General features: G+C 37.9%; 17 protein-coding genes and 1 pseudogene. 4 read left to right on the top strand and 14 right to left on the bottom strand.

Features of this window, described 5'->3' with window-relative positions:
* Window positions 1-29 precede the first annotated feature (29 nt).
* The 3 genes from B7E04_RS20815 to B7E04_RS20825 all read left to right on the top strand — a co-directional run bounded on the left by B7E04_RS20815 (window position 30) and on the right by B7E04_RS20825 (window position 2,032).
* Window positions 30-935, top strand: coding sequence for a DUF6427 family protein (locus B7E04_RS20815; RefSeq protein WP_080780436.1), 906 nt, complete (start codon window positions 30-32; stop codon window positions 933-935).
* A gap of 5 nt (window positions 936-940) precedes the next feature.
* Window positions 941-1,525, top strand: a complete 585-nt coding sequence (locus B7E04_RS20820) for a DUF3109 family protein (protein WP_080780437.1) — start codon at window positions 941-943, stop codon at window positions 1,523-1,525.
* 141 nt (window positions 1,526-1,666) lie between these two features.
* Window positions 1,667-2,032 carry a helix-turn-helix transcriptional regulator gene (locus tag B7E04_RS20825; protein ID WP_080780438.1) on the top strand — a complete coding sequence of 122 codons (366 nt, stop codon included), beginning with the start codon at window positions 1,667-1,669 and terminating at the stop codon, window positions 2,030-2,032.
* A gap of 58 nt (window positions 2,033-2,090) precedes the next feature.
* Here B7E04_RS20825 and B7E04_RS20830 read toward each other — a convergent pair whose 3' ends face one another.
* The 13 genes and pseudogenes from B7E04_RS20830 to B7E04_RS20890 form a co-directional block, all read right to left on the bottom strand.
* Window positions 2,091-2,591, bottom strand: a complete 501-nt coding sequence (locus B7E04_RS20830) for a hypothetical protein (protein WP_080780439.1) — start codon at window positions 2,589-2,591, stop codon at window positions 2,091-2,093.
* 29 nt (window positions 2,592-2,620) lie between these two features.
* Window positions 2,621-3,118 carry a hypothetical protein gene (locus B7E04_RS20835; protein WP_080780440.1) on the bottom strand — a complete coding sequence of 166 codons (498 nt, stop codon included), beginning with the start codon at window positions 3,116-3,118 and terminating at the stop codon, window positions 2,621-2,623.
* A gap of 4 nt (window positions 3,119-3,122) precedes the next feature.
* Window positions 3,123-5,333: a cysteine peptidase family C39 domain-containing protein gene (locus tag B7E04_RS20840; protein WP_139785466.1), complete on the bottom strand. Its 2,211-nt coding sequence runs from the start codon at window positions 5,331-5,333 to the stop codon at window positions 3,123-3,125.
* 175 nt (window positions 5,334-5,508) lie between these two features.
* Complete coding sequence (locus B7E04_RS20845) at window positions 5,509-8,361, bottom strand: M16 family metallopeptidase (protein ID WP_080780442.1); 2,853 nt, start codon at window positions 8,359-8,361, stop codon at window positions 5,509-5,511.
* A gap of 151 nt (window positions 8,362-8,512) precedes the next feature.
* Window positions 8,513-9,199, bottom strand: a complete 687-nt coding sequence (locus tag B7E04_RS20850; RefSeq protein ID WP_080780443.1) for a hypothetical protein — start codon at window positions 9,197-9,199, stop codon at window positions 8,513-8,515.
* Window positions 9,200-9,640: 441 nt separating this feature from the next.
* Entirely contained in the window at window positions 9,641-10,975 is a 1,335-nt protein-coding gene (locus tag B7E04_RS20855; protein ID WP_080780444.1) for a trigger factor, read from the bottom strand.
* Window positions 10,976-11,205: 230 nt separating this feature from the next.
* A complete protein-coding gene (locus tag B7E04_RS20860; protein WP_080780445.1) occupies window positions 11,206-11,766 on the bottom strand; it encodes a hypothetical protein in 561 nt (186 codons plus the stop codon).
* A 27-nt stretch (window positions 11,767-11,793) separates the two neighbouring features.
* A complete protein-coding gene (locus B7E04_RS20865; protein ID WP_080780446.1) occupies window positions 11,794-14,178 on the bottom strand; it encodes a TonB-dependent receptor in 2,385 nt (794 codons plus the stop codon).
* Between the two features lie 302 nt (window positions 14,179-14,480).
* Entirely contained in the window at window positions 14,481-14,837 is a 357-nt protein-coding gene (locus B7E04_RS20870; protein ID WP_165439483.1) for a hypothetical protein, read from the bottom strand.
* Window positions 14,838-15,104: 267 nt separating this feature from the next.
* Window positions 15,105-17,033 (bottom strand): ATP-binding cassette domain-containing protein, encoded by a 1,929-nt coding sequence (locus B7E04_RS20875; protein ID WP_080780447.1) that lies wholly within the window; start codon window positions 17,031-17,033, stop codon window positions 15,105-15,107.
* Between the two features lie 1,001 nt (window positions 17,034-18,034).
* Window positions 18,035-18,658: pseudogene (locus B7E04_RS22715) on the bottom strand (T6SS phospholipase effector Tle1-like catalytic domain-containing protein); the annotation flags it as partial.
* 148 nt (window positions 18,659-18,806) lie between these two features.
* Entirely contained in the window at window positions 18,807-19,484 is a 678-nt protein-coding gene (locus tag B7E04_RS20885) for a response regulator transcription factor (protein WP_080780449.1), read from the bottom strand.
* Window positions 19,453-20,082, bottom strand: coding sequence for a sensor histidine kinase (locus tag B7E04_RS20890; protein WP_228440009.1), 630 nt, complete (start codon window positions 20,080-20,082; stop codon window positions 19,453-19,455). The genes B7E04_RS20885 and B7E04_RS20890 overlap by 32 nt, the downstream gene beginning before the upstream one ends.
* A 12-nt stretch (window positions 20,083-20,094) precedes the next feature.
* On the opposite strand from B7E04_RS20890, the gene B7E04_RS22580 reads away from it, so the two are divergent.
* Window positions 20,095-20,229, top strand: coding sequence for a hypothetical protein (locus B7E04_RS22580; RefSeq protein WP_262484668.1), 135 nt, complete (start codon window positions 20,095-20,097; stop codon window positions 20,227-20,229).
* Between the two features lie 2 nt (window positions 20,230-20,231).
* Here B7E04_RS22580 and B7E04_RS20895 read toward each other — a convergent pair whose 3' ends face one another.
* Window positions 20,232-20,855 (bottom strand): hypothetical protein, encoded by a 624-nt coding sequence (locus B7E04_RS20895; RefSeq protein WP_080780451.1) that lies wholly within the window; start codon window positions 20,853-20,855, stop codon window positions 20,232-20,234.
* Between the last annotated feature and the right edge of the window lie 7 nt (window positions 20,856-20,862).

The following is a 20,862-nucleotide window of genomic DNA, read 5'->3' on the forward strand; positions in this document are numbered from 1 at the left end:
TAAATTAACTTTGTACAAATTTATAAAAAATGTTTAAATTACTTTCAAAAGAAAGCAATATTTTTTCAATTCCTGTTTATATTGGTTTTCTTCTTTTAGTAGTTACAATATTCAACATACTGAATTTCAACACTTACGAAGCTATTGTTGCCGGAATAACTTTTCTGGGAATTGCTTTGGGTTATTTCTGTTTTCACAGCATAGCACTGAATTATCAGACCCATCTGCCATTATTTTTATATACCATTTTCGTTTTCGGGCTGTATCCCGGAAATCTGGATATCGGCATTGCGGTTTCACTGCTTACGAATTCTTTCCTTCTGCTCCTTCTCACCAGTGCAGATGAAGATATCAGGAAGAAATCCTATGTACTGGTAGGGGCCATTGTGGCACTGAATTTTATTTTCCTGCCTACCACATGGCCTATGGCTGTTTTCGTGATCGTTCACGTGATTGCCACCTCTCAAAAAGTGGGATTAAATCTATTCCGGTTTGTTTTGGGAATTGTAATGATTGCGTTCAGCTATTTTTCCGTGATGTTTTTTTTCCGTTTTACAACCTGGAATATTGATTATTTCCCGTTCGGTAAAATGAAGCCGATGACCAATTATACAGATCTGCTTCCATTAATTCCTGTCGTATTGATGCTTATTTATGCAGTATATGACCATTTTAAAAATTACAATAAAAAAAGCCCGATAAGCCGGTATAAATATACTTTCCTGCTTGTCTTTTCACTGGCCCAGCTGGTGACTATTATTCTGTATATGAATAAAAATTACGAATATTTACTGCTTCTGGCATTCCCGTCAAGCATTATCCTGAGCAGGATGATGAGATTTTTACCCAAATACTGGATGCAGGAGGTAAGCTTATGGCTTATCATGATAAGTCTGGTTACTTTTAAAGCCGGTACCTATTTTAATTTATTTTAAAGATTATGATTCAGATAGACGATAAATTGATTTCAGAGGATATTTTTTCCGAAGAATTTATTTGCAACCTTACGAAATGTAAAGGGGCATGCTGTGTGGAAGGAGATGTAGGCGCTCCTTTGGACGAGGATGAGCTCGAGATTTTAGACGGTATTTTTGAAAAAATAAAGCCTTATCTTACCCAGGAAGGCATCAAGGCCCTGGAGGAACAGGGCACATGGACTACAGATCCGCAGGATGGAATGTATGTGACACCCATGGTAGAAGACCGCGAATGTGCGTATGTCACTTTTGATGAGAAAGGAATTACGAAATGTGGCATCGAAAAAGCGTATGAAGACGGTGCTGTTGATTGGCAGAAACCGATCTCATGCCACCTCTACCCGATCCGTATCACGGAATACTCTACTTTCACCGCCCTGAACTACCACGAATGGAGTGTATGCAGCGATGCATGCGCCCTGGGAAAAGAACTTCAGGTTCCGATATACAAATTCCTGAAAACCCCGCTAACCCGCAAATATGGGACGGACTTTTACGACGTTCTGTGTGAGGCGGCCGATGAATGGAAAGCCGCTTATGGCTCTTAAATTATACAACCGCAGATTTCCTGCGGTTTTTTTATTTACCCTTGTCAAGGTTTAAAACCTTGACAAGGGTAATTTTTTAAAAACATGCCGAAGGATTTTAAGAATACAATTTAAATTCGCATTTTTGTAAAAAACCCGGCTATGCAAAAAGAAAAATTACGAGCAATAAGAAAACAAAAAGGCTATACCCAGCAGCAGATCGCCGACATCATAGCCACTGATGTATCCAACTACAGCAGAAAAGAAAGCGGTGATGTACGTATTTTCAGAGATGAATGGGAGAAAATCTCACGATTCCTGGAGCTTCCTATGGAGGAGATTTATGAGGATGATGAAGCCAAAACCATTATTCATAATCCGGTATTCAATGACAGCCCGGGATCTTTTGCCACGGGAAGTGTTACCAATTTCAACAGTGAAATGAGCATGGCTGTTATTAAAAATCTTCAGGAATATATAGAATTGCTGAAGGATGAAGTGAAAAGGCTGAAAGAGGGGAAGAAATAGATTGACCCAATCTTGAAAATAAAAAACCATTTCCTCTACGGAAATGGTTTTTGAAGTTCTATTTCAAAATTTTATAGGTTGTATAATCTTTAATCGTTTTTAATTCATAAATTTCTTCTTTATCTGCATTTATAATCCGGATATTATCTAGCGGAACATTCTGGCAGTGGATAAAACCAATAAACATAGCATTAAAATCCCCTTTTACTATAATATCAAATCCATTTTCTGTTTCTAAAGAACTATACCATTCCCATTGTTTAATATCTTCATCAAGAAAATTATCAACACTTGAATGTACTCTATATAAGAGTTCATCGTACTTATAGTCGTCGTCAGTTAATTGTTTTAATTTATTTACAATTCCTTGTGGTAATAATTGTTCCCATTTAGGATCTTCATCACTTAAATTCTTGTTTTTTAAAATTGTTAGAACTGCATTTTTAAAATTATCCAAGACTTCTTTTGAATGTGTTATATTTCTAACCCTTATAATCTGATAACCTTTTGAAGGCTTTTCTCCTTTTATATTGTATTGTATGTTTCCTGATTCTGTCATTAGATTATTTCAAAAAAACTTTTACAAGATCATTTTAAAATTTTATAGGTAGTATAATCCTTGATGGTTTTTAACTCATAAATTTCTTCTTTATCTGCATCTATTATCCTGATATTATCTAATGAAACGTTCTGGCAGTGGATAAAACTGATGAATTGTCCAGCATTAAACTTTCCTTTAACGATAATATCAAAGCCTTTTTCAGTATCTAATGAACTGTACCATTCCCAATCTTTAATCTCTTGGAAATTATAAATAGTTGAATCTATATCATAAAGTAATTCATCATATCCATAATCATCATCGTCTAACTGTTTAATTTTGCTTACAATTCCCTGAGGAAGTAATTCTTCCCACTTTAGGTCTTCATAGTGAAGATTTTTATTTTTTAAAAATGTCAATACTGCACTTTTAAAATTATCCAAAACCTCCTTTGCATGAACTATATTTCTCACCCTAACAATCTGATAACCTTTTGAAGGTTTTTCTCCTTTTATGTTGTATTGTAGCTTTCCTGATTCTGTCATCACTTTATTTTTTAATAATTACTGCTTTTTGTTTAAATATTTTCTTAAAGTCTTCTAAACTTATTGAATAAGAGGTCCCATGATTCATTGGTAAAGGATCTCTTAAAAATACTTTTCCAGCTTCCACCTTTTCAAGTACTACAGCATGACCTCTAAATTCATCCGTCCATAAACTTACAATTGCTTTATCCCCATCTTCTAGTTTTTCTAATAATTTAGGTAAAACTATTTTATTTTCTGCTATAGCAACCACATCATCCAAATAGCTGTTATATAGTGCATCTGGAATATCTTTAATTCTCGCTCCATCTGTGGTGGTGTTTAAGGCACTAGCAAGATACTTTTCACTTTTAATAATTCCTTTATCATCCAACACCATTCTTAAAGAGGTTGAAACACAAGTGTAATCCGTAGACTGTCCAAAGACTTTGGTTTCACTTAACCATCTTTCTATCCTGATTCCTGCATTTTCGGCAAAAGATTTTGTTGGATCACCTCCTCCTCGTTGAAGTTTTTTCCCTCTGATGATTACTTCCTCCAGATCATGCATTTCATCAGCCAGATCCTCCGCCTTCGCCCCATTCTTTGCCCCCTGCATCAGCTCTTCAATAAATCTGAAAAAACCTTTAAATCCCTTAGTGCAAGCTTTTCCAAATCTAACAATAAATCTTGAAAGAAAAGCCAGCAAATCCGGAATTCCTAAAGTGACCACGGAAAAGGTTTCCCGTGCCAGTACTCTTAAAAGACCCGTTATCTTAGCCAGATAAGTTTCTCCTTTTACCACATTACCGATACCTCCTGTAAAAATCACCAGCAGCATATTAATCAATACCTCGAAAGCAATAATACCTACAAAGAAAGCCACCGTGTAGCGGGAAACTTCCCCAAAGTATTCTTTCATCTTATCCAGTATTCCTTCCATATCAGACTGCGAAATACTGCCGCCAGTTTTGAAAAGGTCTTTAATTCCTTGTAAGAATACAGGAATATTTTCTGTAATCCAGTCCAGTACATCTTCTGCTTTTTCCATCAGGTCCCTCCTTTCAAGATATTGCTGATAAGAAAAAGTTGTTGTCGGCTGTAAAAGAAATTCAAGGATATAGAGCAAACATTGTATAAGACTCACAAGACCACTGTGGATACCGCAATAAAAAGCATTGAGCAGCTTAAGGATTTCCAGACCCTGTTTTGCCATTTCATCAAGATCATCCTTTACATTGATGAGAAAAGATTTAATATTACCGATAGCCCCGGAAATTTTATTGACCATCTTTTTAAAGGCTTCAGGAAGATGATCTATAGAAGCATTCGCAAGTTTACCGGCTGCCTGTTCAACCATAGACCACACCTTTGAAAAAGCAGCTTCAGCACCCTGAACAAAAGCATTGTCTCCTACCTCTTCAAAGAACTGTGCCGCCTTATTTATATGTACAGGAACAGGAATCCCTCCTATAAGAGGAATCAGCGGCGCATAGTCTTTAGATTCAGGATTATAGTTCTTTTCAGACGGCTTAATATGTTCCAGCTGTTCAGCACACCATCCAATAGCATCTGCAGGAATAGAAGACATATTTCCTATAATCTCCTCAAACCTTTTGTCTCCGGTATAAAACTGATATTCTCTCATTAAAGCGTTATGCACAAGAGCAGCATTAATCTTATCCTTTTCAAAAGTATAAGCCAGCTGTGTAAGATAAGCTGCTTCATCTTCCATAGAGGTGATATTCCTGAAAAACTCTCCGTTTATACTGGAGGACAATGGTTCCGGAAATCTTTTGAATAGCTGTACAAAATACTCTCCCATTTTGGCAATACAGAAATCCCCTGAAAAGTTTGATTTGCTTGGATCAGGTTTTTCATAAAACAGAAATAGGGCCTGCTTCTTTCTTTCATTAGCCTGATAGCTTCCATATACCTGAGAACCACTTTCACAAGGCAGAACTTCTGCATAATATTCATAGCCTTTTTCTCCTTTTTCATTTACTCCGGTTGAGGCAAATACTGATACCGGATTGTCTGTAAGATAAGAATATCCTAACGGAGTTTTTCTGTAATCATGAAAAGGGCTTCTGTAATCGGGAGAATTATCTTTGTTGACTATAGTATCTGCCAAAGCACTTTTATCTCCTGCAAACCCTTTGTTTAAATCTTCTATAGAGATGACTCTGAACCCTGATAAATCATCATCCCAGTCATCATCAAATAATTTTTTCATAAGCTGTATTTTTGTCAATTAATTTTCTTTCTGAATGTTCCTGAAACAAAGCTAGCTGCTGGATGCGACAAAACTTGACGTATGTAATGGGAACAAAATAGAAAACCAAGACAAAAACACAACAAAAAAACCGCAGAAAATCTGCGGTTTTTTTTATCAATTATTGTGGAAAATATTAATTACCAGCTCCTGCTGTTACGGCAGGTTTTGTTTCAGCTTTTTTAGCATTTTCCCACCCGTCTTCCGGCATCAGGGTAGCGGTAATTTTCCCTTTGGAAAGGTATTTCTTAGCCACATCCTGAAGGTCTTTTACGGTAAGTGCTTTTACTTTTTCCTGATAGTTCAGGATATCGTATTTGTCACTGCCATCCAGCTGGTTTTTAGAAAGGGCGCTCAGCCAGAACATATTGTCTTTAAGCTCTGTCTTGTTGTCGTTGTATTCTCCTTCTTTGTATTTGTCAAGATCTTTCTGTTCAGGACCTTTGTCTATCAGTTTCTGAAGTTCAGCTACTGCACTTTTTGTAAGTTTTTCTGCATTTTCAGGTCCGCAAGGGAAGCTGATGCTGAAATTATAAGAGCTGTAAGGAATTTTGTTCATTCCTCCTCTTGCTCCACCGCCGTAGATACCGCTTTCATCCTCTCTAAGCTTCTCAATCACCTTGATCGTAGCTACTTCCCCAAGTGCTGCAAGGGCAAGAGCTTCTTTCTCATTGTAAGGGGCTTCTCCACTATAAGAGATGGTTACCAAACTCTTAGGATCTTTTCCTTTTTTGTATATTTTAGCATGGTCTCCGGTCAGCTGTCTGTACCCGGTATCTTTGAAAGTGGCTGTTTTTCCGGAAGTAGGAAGACCTCCGATATATTGAAGAACCAAATCTTTAAGTTTGGCTTCGTCTACATTGCCTACGAAATAGAACTGGAAGTTTCCGGCATTGGCAAATTTCTCTTTATAAATATCGTACGCTTTTTTATAATCTGTATTCGCCCAGTCTTTTGCCATCGGGAACAATCCTATAAATCTAGGGTTTTTCTGGTTCATGAACTTCGCATGTTCATTGGAGAAATAAGCCTGAGGGTTAGACAGTAGGTTATCCAGCATGGCAGACTGCTTTTCTTTGTAAGCATTAAATGCAGCAGGATTGTAATTCAGGTCTGTAAAATAGGCATACATAAGCTCCATAGCCGTTCCCAGGTCTTTCTGTGAAGATCTTCCGGAAACTCCTTCGAAGTAAGGGCCTACCATTGGATTTACGCTGGCCTGTTTCCCGGCAAGATAGTTAGTAAGGTCTGCCTTGGAAAGTCCACTTACTCCAGCCTCGGAAAGGGCTCCAAAAGCAAACTGGGTTTTAATGAAATCTGCATCGGAGATCAGGGAATTTCCTCCTAAGCTTCTTGCGGAGAAAACAATTTCGTCATCTTTGAAATCAGTTTTCTTGAAGGTAACTTTAGCTCCGTTGCTTAACGTCCAGGTTGTAGTACCCAGCTTGGCATCGGTTTCAGTTTTAGCAATTTTTCCTTCTGATTTAAATGGTTTTACCAGGTTTTTAATAGCTGCTTTCTCTTCGTAAGGTTTAAGATCAGCCATTTTTACCGTTTCAAAAGTATTCATCACCATAGCTTCTGTAGGCATGGTCACGTTATCTTTTTTAGGACCTGTAATCACGATGACACGGCTGTCATCTTTCACCATTTTTTTGATGATTTCATTGGTCTGAGCCAGGGTAACCTTAGGCAGGAAAGACTTGGTATCCTCATATTCCCATGCAATTCCCGGCATTGGCTCCTGCTCCAGGAAATTTCTTACATACTCATCAACCAGCATATCACTTTCCGTTTTATCGCGGTTGTTGTAAGATCTTTCAATATTGGAGATCATCTGCGCTTTAGCCCTGTCCAGTTCAGACTGGGTAAACCCGAATCTTTTTGCTCTTTCCACCTCTTCCAGAAGAACTTTCAAAGCGTTCAGCTGGTTTCCTTCTTTCACCATCGCAAATCCCTGGAAAGCTTCCTTGGTTCTGGCATAGGTTCCTCCATGATAAACGGATCCGTAGGTAAATGGAGGATTGTTTGAATTGATAAGCTCTCTCAGCCTGTTATTCAGCATTGTTGTAGAAAGTCCTTCTACAATGCTCTGGTTGTATTGTTCCACTGTAACATCCGGCTGGTAGGCATCAGCATCTTTCATGATGAACTGAACCATTGAGCTGGTAGCATCCGGGTCCGTTTCTATGGCTACCAATGTTTCTTTATGATTCGGAAGATCAAATACTTTTCTTTCTCTCGGCTTTGAAGGATTTTTATATTTCCCGAAGTTATCTTTAACCTTTTTTTCAACCTCATCTACATTGATGTCTCCTACCACAACTATTGCCATCAGGTCCGGTCTGTACCAGTCCTGGTGGAATTTTCTGATCACATCCGGTTTAAAGTTTTCCAGAACTTCTTTTTTACCGATCGGAAGTCTGTCCGCATACTGGGATTTGTATAATAATTTAGGAAGATATTTATCCGCCATTCTTTTATCAGCACCGAGTCCTAATCTCAACTCTTCAAGAACTACTCCTCTTTCTTTATTAATCTGTGCATCTGAAAGCGTGGCATTAAAAGCCCAGTCTTCCATTACTTTCAGTCCGGCGTCCAGGTTACCCGGCTTATCCAGCGGAACAGGAAGCATGTATACGGTTTCATCAAAGCTGGTGTAGGCGTTAAGGTGTTGTCCGAATTTCACTCCGATAGACTGCAGGAAATCTACCAGCTTGTTGTCCGGAAAATTCTTGGTTCCGTTAAAGTTCATATGCTCCATAAAGTGGGCTAGACCTCTCTGGTTTTCATCTTCCAGAATAGATCCGGCATTGATGGCCAGACGGAAATCTACTTTCTTTTCAGGTAATGAGTTTTTTTTGATGTAGTACTTCATTCCGTTGGGAAGAGTACCGATTCTCACAGAAGGATCCATTGGGATGTTCTGTCCGAAAACATTCGCAGACATCAGGAAGATCACTGCAAATGAGGATAAAACTTTCTTCATATAATTTGATTTTATTTCGGACTAAAATTATCAATTATTCACCAGCTTAAGAAATGGAAAAATTCATATTATAGTTAAAGTTGAGTTAAAATTAAAAAGTCAACAAAAAAGCCGGAAAACATCCGGCTTTTATTTCGTAAAACATTACTTTTTATTTGAAATCTGCATCAGAAACGCCTGTATTCAAAACAATTTTCGTTGTTTTTATTGTCATTTTCTGACCTTTTCCTTCAATATCTACTTCTGACGGGAATTTCAGCCCATCAACGGTCATATAATTCTTTACGGTAACCGTTCCCTCTCCTGCTACTGAGCTATACAAAAGTCCCGTAGCCGGATCAAAGAAAAATTTTCCTTTTTCTGAGGATAATACATTGTAATCTTTATCGCCCATTTTCTCAACGGTTACTTCCTTAAAAGTGGTAGGATTGAATGCCAAGGCTTCAATGGTAGTTCCTTTTTTAAGCTCAGCAATAGTCTCAGCCGGGAAATCAGATTTCTGGCCTGCTCTTTCAATATACCCTTTTTCACCGTCGAACACCTGGGTTACTTTCTGTCCCATAGCGGTCTGCACGGATTTGAATTTATTGCCCTGTTTCATTGTGCTCATGGTGACGTCCATCCCCTGAACATTAAGTGTATTATCTGTAATGCTAGACTTTACGGCTTCTAATTTGGCCTTGCCTCCCAAAGCTTTGAAGTAATTATCAACAACCTGGTTTGGGGTAAGTTTGGATTTTACAACTTCCGTCTTTGCGGGAGCTGTACTGGTCTGCTGAGCTGTTGCAGGTACTGAAAAAAGTACGGCACAGAAAAACGGAATGATGATCTTTTTCATATCTATAATAAGTTTAGGATGTAAATATAGGAATATTGCACACAACAACTAAGCCACGGAACATTAATCCTTGGATAGTTTATAATTCTCGGGGTATACATTAAGATTTTTTAACGGATTTTAATTTTTAATGCTTTTTAAACCATTAAGATTCTTATTAAGTTTTTAAGAATATTGGATGAACTTCTCTTTAAGTAGTGATTCGTTTTTTTATGAAGTTAAATTCTTCAATATTACTTGTTCAGATTAAAAATCTGCGTAATCGGCAAGATCTGCGAGAAGCTTTTTTTTCACGAAAAGTTTTATCATTATAGTATTGATTTTAAGGAAGCTAAGAAGAATCAACAAGTTGATTTGATAAAGCGGAAGTTACATTAATACATAGACATAAAAAAACCTCCGATTGCGCGGAGGTTTTCAAATATTTATATTGAAATAAAATTATTTCTTAAGTTCTTCTAAAAACTCATCGTGAGAGATTTTAGTTTCTTTTTTTCCACCTTTTTCAAGGATAACGTCTTTCAGTTTAGCCATTGCTACTTCAGAAGAAATTTGTCTTACCTGCTCCTGATCTTTCAACATTTCAACAGCATATTTCTGGATCTCTTCATCTCCTAAGTGGTGAATTCCGTAGATCGCCAACTGGTTTCTTACCAACTGCTCAGCCTGAGCCAATACATCAGCGTAGTCTAACTGGATCTCGTTATCAGTCATTAATTTTCCTTCAATGATCTGGTATCTTAACTGGTTTTTCTCTGCATTAAGAACTTCTTTAGCATGCTCTTCAGACTGGATATTCTGGTTAGAGAATAATAACCATTTTACAAGGAATTCTTCAGGAAGTTTTACTTCTTCTTTTTCAGTAACCTGCTCCAATACTTTATTCACATAGTGAACGTCAGCATTCTGCTGGAAGTACTCATCCAATTCAGATTTTACTTTTTCTTTAAGCTCTTCTTCAGATTTGATAGTCCCTTCTCCGTATACTTTGTCGAATAATTCCTGGTTAAGCTCAGCTAAGTTCAGTGAATAGAAATCTTTTACTTTAACTTCTACTTCAGCGTGGTGTAAATGCTCCACTTCTTCTTTAGAGAATCCTAATTCTTTAGCTAATTCTTCATTCTCTGCAAGAGTTTCTTTAGATACTTTTACAGAACCGTCCATTTTCAACGCTTTTACCAATTTGAAAGCTTCTTTGTTTTCAGCAGTAATGGTAGCATTTTTTGGGTGGTGGTTATGTTCTCCTTCAGCATCTTCTTCTACAACCTGAGAAATTTCCAAAGCTATGTAAGAATCTTTAGTGATTTTATCCTGAGGAACCTGCTCTGCAAAACGCTTCTGCATGTTCTCAATACTTTTTGTAATTTCTTTGTCGGAAGCCTCTACTTTATAGTGAGGTGCTTCATATTTAGAAAGATCTATAGTGAATTCAGGCTCATATCCTACTTCGAAAGCCACTTCAATTTGAGCAGCGTTATAATCCAATTCGTTTACTGGCTGAGGAACAGGCTGGCCAACTAGTCTTAATTTGTTTTCATTAACATAGTTGTTCAATGCGTCAGAAACCTGCTTGTTGATTTCTTCGAATGCAATACCTGCTTCATATTGTTTTTTAACCATACTCAAAGGCACTTTCCCTTTTCTGAAACCAGGAACTTGCGCATTTTTAGCATAATTAATCAACTGCTTATCTACTTTTTCTTTGTAGTCAGATTTTTCCAATGTCACTGTAAGCAATGCACTTACATCATCATGGTTTTTTGCGGTAACCTTCATTATTGATTAAAATTTTAGGTTGCAAAAATATGAAATTTTTATGAAAATCACTCAACTAAAACCAACTTAAAAAGCCAAATATTGTTAAAAGAGATTCAACTTCATTATCGTTCGGTCAGAAAAAGATTTAATTGTTTAAAAAGTATTATATGACTTTAATCCTCCCTCATCAAATAAAAAACCACCGGATACATTCCAGTGGTTTTTGGTAACAAAATCAAATAATGGGATTAATGGGCATCAACAGTAATGTCTACATCACTTTCCCCACCAGTAGTCTGCCCCAATTGATTTGTTGCTGAGGGATAGTTCTGGTTAACAGATGTAGGGCCATGAATAAGTTTGATATTCATTTTACCTGTCGCCTGAGTAGAATTAACTGTCCATTCAGTTTTTAAACCTAACTTCTGACCGTCTGTTCTCACTATATCGTTTGCAGCTCTCAGTACAACGATATCTGCATTGGCAGGAGCATATGTAATAAAATGATGATCTTTTTCTTCCACAATTTCCTCTGATGAATGATAGTGGTCGTCATGTTTAATCTGGAAATCCAATTCTGCCAGATAAGTATCTCCTGCGTGCAGATGCAAGTGACCATCCGCAACACCTGAAATAACATTTAAAGTCTGTATATCCGTTGCATCAGCCTTATTTGTAAGTTTAAGAACCACTTTCCCTATTTCGTCGTGCTCGTGAACATCTTCAGGAATTGCGTCGTCATCATTTCGACAAGAGAAAACTAAAAGAGCTGCAAAAAGGACTAATGTTATATTGATGAATTTTTTCATTTTAATGTAAATTTTAAGTTGTAATAATTAGAAATTGTATTTAAGAGTAACGACGAAATTCCTTCCGGGTTCGTACATATAATACCTGAGTCTGTTCAGATATTCCCGGTACTCTACGTTAAAAATGTTGTTGATTCTGAAATTTAAATTCAGATTTTTAAATAAATCTGCTCCAACCGAAGCATTGAATAATGTAAACGCAGCAGGAGTAGAACTAAAATCCACGATTTCATTTCTTTCCACACCGTCTTTAATAAATGTTACCGGTAAATTCCTTATAGGAAAATGATTCTGTTTAAATGTATTTTCGTTTTCCAAAGTGACATAGAAATTCTTAGGTTTATTCAGATTAAGCTCAATAGAATTTCTCAGCTTTGCAGGCATCATCAGAATTAATGGCTCATTATTCGAAAGATCATCACCTCTCAAAATACTGAATCCGGATCTCCATTTTAAATTATCCAGGATCGATAATTCCGCATCGGCATCCAAACCGTAGATTCTTGCTTTAATCTGCTGGTAAGACCAAACAGGAAAAACCCCTCTGTTTGTATTTAAGACACTTGTCGGAATCTGATTGACAAAATTATCAGAAATCATAAAATAGGGATTGGCTTCAATATGAAGACCTTTCAGAACATTAAAGTGACCGGCCAATGAAAGATTAATATTATAAACCGTTTCTTTTTTGATGCTCAAATTACCCTCTTCCATCACAGCCGCCGAATGATGCAGCCCATCCGAAAAAAGCTCTGCCGCATTCGGACTTCTGTCTGCCCTTGACAAATTCAGTTTAAATTCAAGACTCTGTATTGGTTTGTAATCCAGCCCGATATTAGCAGAAAAATTATGATAGTCCAAAATCGGCCTTGTTAATGTTCTGCTTCCGGATTCACTCACAAAAAATTGTGGAAAAATGTCAGCATAGTTATCATTCCACTTATCAGAATCATAATATTTATAAGCATCATATCTGCTGAAATCATATCGCACTGCAGCTTCTGCATTGAATTTTGAATTGAAACGATATTTAAAAACAGAAAAAGCCCCGCCGTCATATCTGTAATAATCAGGAATCAAACGTCTGGCCTTGGTTGCCGGATCAGGAAAATTATCCTGAAAAGCCGCAGAAATTCCGCTTTCCAGACTCCAATTTGTTCGTTCAATTAAATGGACTAAGCTTGCCGAATGAGTAATTAACCGCAAATCCATTGAAGGCAGCTCGCTAAGCTCTCCTTTTCTGATGTCAAACTCTTTTCGTCGGTTTAGCTGAAAGCTGTACTGAAAAGTCAGTTTCCCAAAATCAGCAAATCTTCTGTACGCCGAAAGTTTTGCAATATGATGCTCTACTTCCTGCTTAGGGTTGTCTATATCATAGGAAAACTGATCCAGATAAAAAGGCTGTCCAAAATTAACCGCATTGTAAAAATCCTCAGGACTCGACAGATGCGCTCCTTTATAAATTCCAAATTCCTGATTGATTCCGCTATATGAAATATCAAAACCCTGGAGAAAACTATGCTTCCCAAATACGAAATTAAAAGAATTAAATTCCATTCCGGTATTCTGCAACGTATGATTCGGAACATATTGGTCTCCTGTTTTTCTGTAACTTCCACCGGTTTTCACAAACCATTGGTTTTCCCATGTTTTAGCAACGTTAGCTGAAATTTCACCTCCCTTTCCACTGGAAATCCCAGAAAGTTTGAGATTTCCCATAATGGTGTCTTTCTTTGGTAAAACTGCGGGTTCCAAAACCACAACTCCGCCAACTCCTTCGTTCCCATACTTCAAAGCGGATGCACCTTTAATAACATCAATATGTTCAAAATCATTCACATCAATGTTTGGGGCATGCTCTACTCCCCATTCCTGCTCTGCCATTTTCACCCCATTGTTTACAATAGAAATCCGGCTTCCGTACAAACCCCGGATTACCGGTTTTGTAATATTATTACCGGTTTTCAATGCAGTGACACCTGAAAGCTTAGATAATAAATTCCCTAAATTCTCAGTGGAATTCCTCTCGATTTCAGTTTTATCAAGCGTTCTCATAATCACGGAGCCTTTTGTTTTATGGCTTCCATGGATGGTCACCGTTTCAATATCCTTACTGTGATGCTCCAGGGTAATGGTTAAATGTACATCCTGACCGACTCCTATATTTTCAGTATAATCATCACAATCAGGGTGTTTAGCAATGAGTGTATAGTTTCCCGCAGGAATTTTGCTGAATATAAACTTCCCCTTACTGTCTGTTTTAGCTGTAAATCCGCCGATATTCACCACTGCATTTTCCAGCAATGTTTTATCGTGAAAATCCTGAACGGTTCCTGCTACAGTATAGGTTTTTTGTGCATTGAACAATGTAAGTCCGCAAAGGACCAACATCAGACTATATATCAATTTCATTGTCAAATAGATTGATTGCGTACCTTTTTCAGGTACATTTTTCGTAAAAATTTTGTTGAAGGGGGATGCTAATTGTACAATGTAAAATGTATTAATGACTGATGACTCAGATGCCTGAATAAGATCTTGAGATTTAAGAAAGATGCTGAGCTCTAAGTTTAAGAATCGCAAATAAGCAGATCCCAACTCACCAACTCTAAAGCCCTCTGAATTCTCAGACCCCGAAACCAGAATCCTGTATCAGACAACATTACCCCAATATTGAACTTTAAACCCAATTAAAGCCAATAAAAATCTATGATTTATGAAACTGCGGGAGGCCCCCGAAGCTGAAAAGTGAATTTGGTCTGTGACCATATCTTTTCCTGAATCGCAATACTTTGCTTTACTTCGTGCGCAAAATGTTCAAAAGTAAAACTGAACTCCTCAGGAATCAATGTATTTCCGGTTGCTAAGAAATGACATGCCAGACAGTCGCCCGGTTTGTCTTTAGCAAAAGCTTTAGTAACGGTATTTTCGGTCTTCTTAAGATTGAAACTCTTAAAATAATCCATCGTATCATGATGGTGAAAACTCTGGGAAAACAGCGCAATGAAGTAAATCCCAAACAATAGCTTTGAGATAAAATTCTTCAGATTTCTGCTTTCCTTAAAAATCATAAGGGTAAAATTATAAAAATAATTTAAGTTTTATGAAAAAAACTATACAATACGTCGCTGAATGATTTTTTTTGTTACAGGAGAGGAGGATTGGAGACGAGAATCAAGAATCAAGAATCAAGATGCCAGATTTCAGACATCAGATTTTCAGATATTAGCTGTGAAATAGGAAACCAGAAACTTTTAACTGTCAACCAGCAACTCATAACTCATAACTCATAACTCATAACTCTCAAACGCTTCCACTCTCAAACCCAATCACTCCTATTAATCAAGCTGAGTTCCCAAATGCTCCCATTCCTGCAAGGCAAGATCCAGATCTTCTTTCGCTTTGTTATATTTTTCCAACGTTTCTTCAGAAGGGTTTTCTTTTGCAAATGAGGCTTCCATTGTTTCAACTTCTGCCTCAAGCTCAGAAATCCTCTCTTCTACCTTCTTTAACTTATTTTGAATGTTTTTCTGCTCTTTGCTGACAATCGTTGAGGATTTTTCTTCAACTTTCACTTCTTTCGGTGCCGGTTTTGCCTCAACTTTCACATCATCTTTATGAAGTTTTGCTTTTTCGGCAGAAATTTCTCTTAAAGTTTCCTTTTGTCTGTATTCAAGATATTCTCCCACACTTCCGAGGAATTCTTTCATCCTTCCGTCACGGAATTCATAGATCTTATCACAAAGTCCGTCCAGGAATTCCCTGTCGTGAGAAATCACAATTAATGTTCCTTCAAAATTCTGCAAAGCCAGCTTGATAATTTCCTTAGACTGAATATCAAGGTGGTTGGTAGGCTCATCCATAATCAGGGTATTGAAAGGACGAAGCAGCAGTTTACACAGTGCCAGACGGTTTCTTTCTCCCCCGGAAAGCACTTTGGTTTTCTTGGTTACAGCATCTCCCTGGAAAAGGAATGATCCTAAAAGATCTCTTACCCTCGGTCTGGTTTCTTCCGTAGCCGCATCTTCAGCTTCCTCCAGAACCGTTTTGTTTGGAGTCAGTACCTCTTCCTGGTTCTGTGCAAAGTATCCGATGTTTACGTTGTGCCCAAGGTTCCAGGTTCCGGAATAATCTTTAATGTCACCGGCAAGAATTTTCGCCAGCGTGGTTTTTCCCTGTCCGTTCTGCCCCAGTAGCGCAATACGGTCTCCTCTCTGAACAATAAAATCTACCTTATCAAAGATCTGTTTATTTCCGTATGCTTTTCCTAAATGTTCCGCTTCAAAAATTACTTTTCCGGGCACCATAGACTGTACGAAACGGATATTGAATTTTGAAACGTCTTCATTATCCACTTCAATACGCTCTATCTTATCCAGCTTTTTAATAAGCGACTGTGCGAACGATGCTTTTGTAGCACTGGCACGGAACTTATTAATATTGTCTTCCATCTGCTTGATCTCTGAGTCCTGATTCTTTTTCGCCTGGATCAGTTTCTCACGGCGCTCCTCACGCATGATAAGATATTTGGAATAGTTGGCTTTATAGTCGTCTACTTTTTTATTATTGATATCGAAGGTCCTGTTACAAACCGCCGTCATAAACTGTTTGTCGTGGCTTACCAGAACAATGGCCCCGGGATAATCTTTCAGGAAGTTTTCCAGCCAGATGATGGATTCCATATCCAGGTGGTTGGTAGGCTCATCGAGAAGCATGATGTCATTCTTTTGAAGCAGCAGTTTGGCCAGCTCGATTCTCATTCTCCAACCTCCGGAAAATTCATCGGTAATTTTATGAAAATCATCTGCTTTAAAACCTAATCCAAATAAGATTTTCTCCATATCGCCCTCAAGATTATAGGCGTCATGGTTCATCAGAAGATCATTCAGCTCCGTCATCTTATTGATAAGATCCGTATACGCATCACTTTCATAATCGGTTCTTGTCGCCAGCTGATGGTTAACATCTTCCAGCTGTGTTTTCCATGCATTAATCTGCTCAAAGGCCTGCATGGTTTCATTCCACACCGTTCTTCCTTTCACAAAATCCAGGTCCTGCTTCAGAAAACCAATGGTGATATTTCCTTCAGGGACAATATTCCCTTCATAGAAATTAATTTCGCCGGAAAGCATCTTCAGTAAAGTAGATTTTCCTGCTCCGTTTTTCCCCACGAGTCCTACCTTATCATCCTTTTTAATGGTGAAATTTGTATTTTGAAACAGATAGTTTCCTGAATGATGTAATCCTAAACCTTGAACCGAAAGCATTTTTTAAATAAAAATTAATGATGAATAATGAATTTCCGGGTGCAAAAGTACGGAAAAAGAAATGAATAGTGATATGTGAAAAGGCAAAAGGGTGAAATGGCTAAATAGCGAAACGGCAAAGGAGGCAAAGAAAGCTGAGAAGGAGGAAGGGCAAATTTGCAAATTAGCCTTTTCGCTGTTTTGCCTTTTCACCTTTTCGCCATTAATAAAAGAAGGGGCGCCATACAGACACCCCCTCCTAACCTAAATTTAAAACTGAAAAGTACTAACATTATATATTAATTCTGTTCGGCCGCAAAGGATCTTATTTCAATTGTACGGCTCCAGATATCATTATTAGGAACGTTGGTCCCATATAGGAAATCTGCGACGAAGCTGTCTTCTGGAAGGTGCAGTTCGGTGAGAAACCTGGTATGGATTCCACGGTCTACAGAGGTGCTGCTGGGAACATTCAGGCCGTTGTTGATCATTTCAGCTTCGATTTCATCGGCTGTTTTCTTCAATGTTTCATCATGATACAGTCCGAAATTGGCGGAAATATGGGTATATGGAGCAAATTCGGCATAATCATAAAAAGGTTTCATTTCAGGTGAGAAACTATTAACATAAGCAGTGAGTTTCGTGTAAAAATCAGACAGGAAAGTATCATCTGTAATTTCAAGCCCTGAATGGGTAAGATCTGTATTGAAAATACCTGGAACTGCATTATTGGTTTCATCAAGCATTAATCTTCCGTAGACCAGCGGAAGCGTATTGAATATGATTTCCCTTGAAACATAAGCCTGGGACAGAACAACGCCTTTCTCAATCTGAAAACTTTCAAGCAGCGCATCCCAGATTTTATTGCCTTCAGCATCGGTTTTGGCATTTCTGACATCAGAAACATAGTCCTGCAGATCTTTCTCATTAATAAAATCGGTTGAAATATATACCGAATGGGGCGCTTCCAGATAACCTCCGCCTACATCCGCATGCGCACCGGGAACAAAAACTTCTTTCCATACCGAACTTCCTGTTTCCGTTTTGGTATCCTGCATATTTTTTGAATTTTCAAAAAACCCGGTCAGTGGAAAAAAGAACCGGCACTCGTTTACGGCACATATATGAAGCGCATTTTCCACCTCCTGTGGCAGGTTCATATCATAAGTATTGAATGGCTTGGACTCCACAGTATCAAAAACGCCCAGAAACTTTATGCTAACATTCACCGAAGGATATTTCGCCGCAAGCTGGTTACAGAATTCCCTGGCGAGCATACTTCCTCTGCTGAATCCATACACATAGAAATGGTATTCCGCATTTTTATCATTCACTGTATTTTGTACAAAAATATCCGCTTTCTGCAATTTGTCATCCGAAGAATATCCTGTGGCATCGGGAGGGTTGGCACAGGTGGCCATTGCAAAATTACTGTCTTCGCCTCCGGTAACGGTTCCAATTCCTTCGATGTATATTTTATAAGTACTGTTGAATACATTGAATAATTTATAAACATTGGTCGGTGCTCCTTTGTAGCTTTCGTTATTAATTGCAGGTCTCTTATTTGGGTCCGTATTGGCATTGATTCCGTTGTTTCCGGTTCCGTCAAAAAAAATCCCGACAGATACTATAATATCGTTTTCCATCGCTGTGTTGCTTTAATCATTAAAGTTTTTTCTGCATAACCAATTCATTCTGTGATCGTGCCCAAACTTATTTTTCAAATTAACGGAAGATGAACAAGGAATACTAGCGTGAAAAATACCAAATAAAAAATTCCGTATTTCTACGGAATTACATTTTATCAAGAGAATATATATTATTGACGACAGCATAGATCACGATACCCACCGTATTTTTGGCTCCAATCTTTTCGAGGATCCGCTGGCGGTGGCTTTCCACGGTTCTGGGGCTGATGAAGAGCTTTTCCCCGATCTCGTTATTGGTAAATTCCTGGCAGATCAGTTTCACAACATCTTTTTCCCTTTCGGAAAGTTCATCATCCATTTCAAAAAGAGACTTTTTCTTGGCCGAACTGTTCATGTAGGTAAACAGCATCTGATGATCTTCGGCAGTAAAGAAAACTCCGTTTTTATAGACCATGGTAATGGCATCGATGAATGTTTTCCGGTCTGAATTCTTTGGAAGAAAGGCTGAAACTCCCAGCTTCACCATATATCCTAAAATGGAAGTTTTATAATGGGATGAGAGGATGATGATTCTGAGGTCCGGATATTTTTCTTTGAGAATTTCTACAAGTTCAAAACCGTTCATAGGCTGCATCTGTACGTCTACCAAAGCGATATGCGGAAATTCATTTGCGGAAAGGCTTCCCAGTTTTTCAATAAAATCCGGGCCGTTATTGGAAGTAAGGCATACGGATATATTTTTTTCGTTTGAAAGCAGCATTTTCACCCCTTCAAGGATCAGCTGTTCATCATCAATTAATGCTATTTTGATTTGGTGGTTCATGGTTTCCGGGAATTAAAATTATTAATCGGCTTCCTTTATTTAAGACGCTTTTCCACTTGTGGGTGGCATTCATGGATTTTATTCTGGATTCGATATTTTTGATCCCCATTCCTTTTTTCACGAGATCATAGTCAAATCCTTGTCCGTTATCAGAAATAATGACCGCCATATGTTGGGGATAGTCCTTGATGTAGATCCAAAGATCCGTAGCTGTGGAATGCTTGATCACATTGGTGGTAAATTCCTGAATAATGCGGTACAGCTGCACTTCTACAAAGATATCTTTTTTCTCAAAGCCTGGCATTACCTGCATGGAGATATTGATCTTGTGGGAAAGATTCGCGATCAGCTCTTCCACATACAACACAAAGCCCACGGACTCAAGGTTGACAGGATACAATGAATGGGAAATACTTCGGGCGGCATCAATAAGGGATGACATCTGGCTGTAAATATTCTTCTTGATCACCTCATCACCTTTGGTATCCAGATTATTCAGCCATAAGGAAAGGATATTAAGCCTGTTTCCGATATCATCGTGAATCATCACGGCTATTCTTTTTCTTTCTTCTTCCTGTGCTTTGATGTTTTCAAGCACAAGATTTTTCTGATGAAGAACCTCAGCTTCATGCTGGACATTCTTTTCCTTGATAATCCGGCTGATAAAAGATCTGTAGGCAAGGAGAATAAACGAAACAATAACTGTTATGGTAACAATTATAAGGATCAGCAGGCTAATATTTAAGGTTACTTCTTTAATCTGATGAAGGTATATAAAAATGAACAGTATAAAATGCTCGACAGGATATTATTCACACTCAGAATAATATAATAGTCATTTTCCGACAGGTTCGCGAGCTGGTGCTGAATAATAAAAACAAACACCGAAACGGAATAATAGAAAAAAATACAGGCATCCACAAGGAGAAAACGGTTCTGTGTAGACGCATCCCTGATTTCACGGATCAGGGCAAACCCCGAAAGACAGATGATTATAATATTGGAAACCACCTTCACAATATCACTGTTGAAAGGAAAATTAAATGTATATTTTGATACCATAAATCCCACTGCCAGTACTGCTGTAATGCCAGGAAAATATTTTGGAAAATTCAGTTTCCTGATGAATAAAGCGGTCAGCAGAAAAAATTCTCCTGCTATATACAGCGGGTACAGAAACGAGGTATCATTAAGATTGAACACATATGGCAGGGCCAGGTTCAGTAATTCAATAAAAAAAAGAAAAGCAATACAGTGAAAATATTGCTTTTCTTTAGTATGTAAAATGCGGTATTTTGCTGCTCCCAAAATGATGACGGACAGCAGCAGACCATAGTTCAGGAATAAAATGGCTTTAAAAAAATCTGTCATTCCCGTT

The sequence above is a fragment of the Chryseobacterium phocaeense genome (assembly GCF_900169075.1).
GTDB classification, from domain to species: Bacteria; Bacteroidota; Bacteroidia; order Flavobacteriales; family Weeksellaceae; genus Chryseobacterium; species Chryseobacterium phocaeense.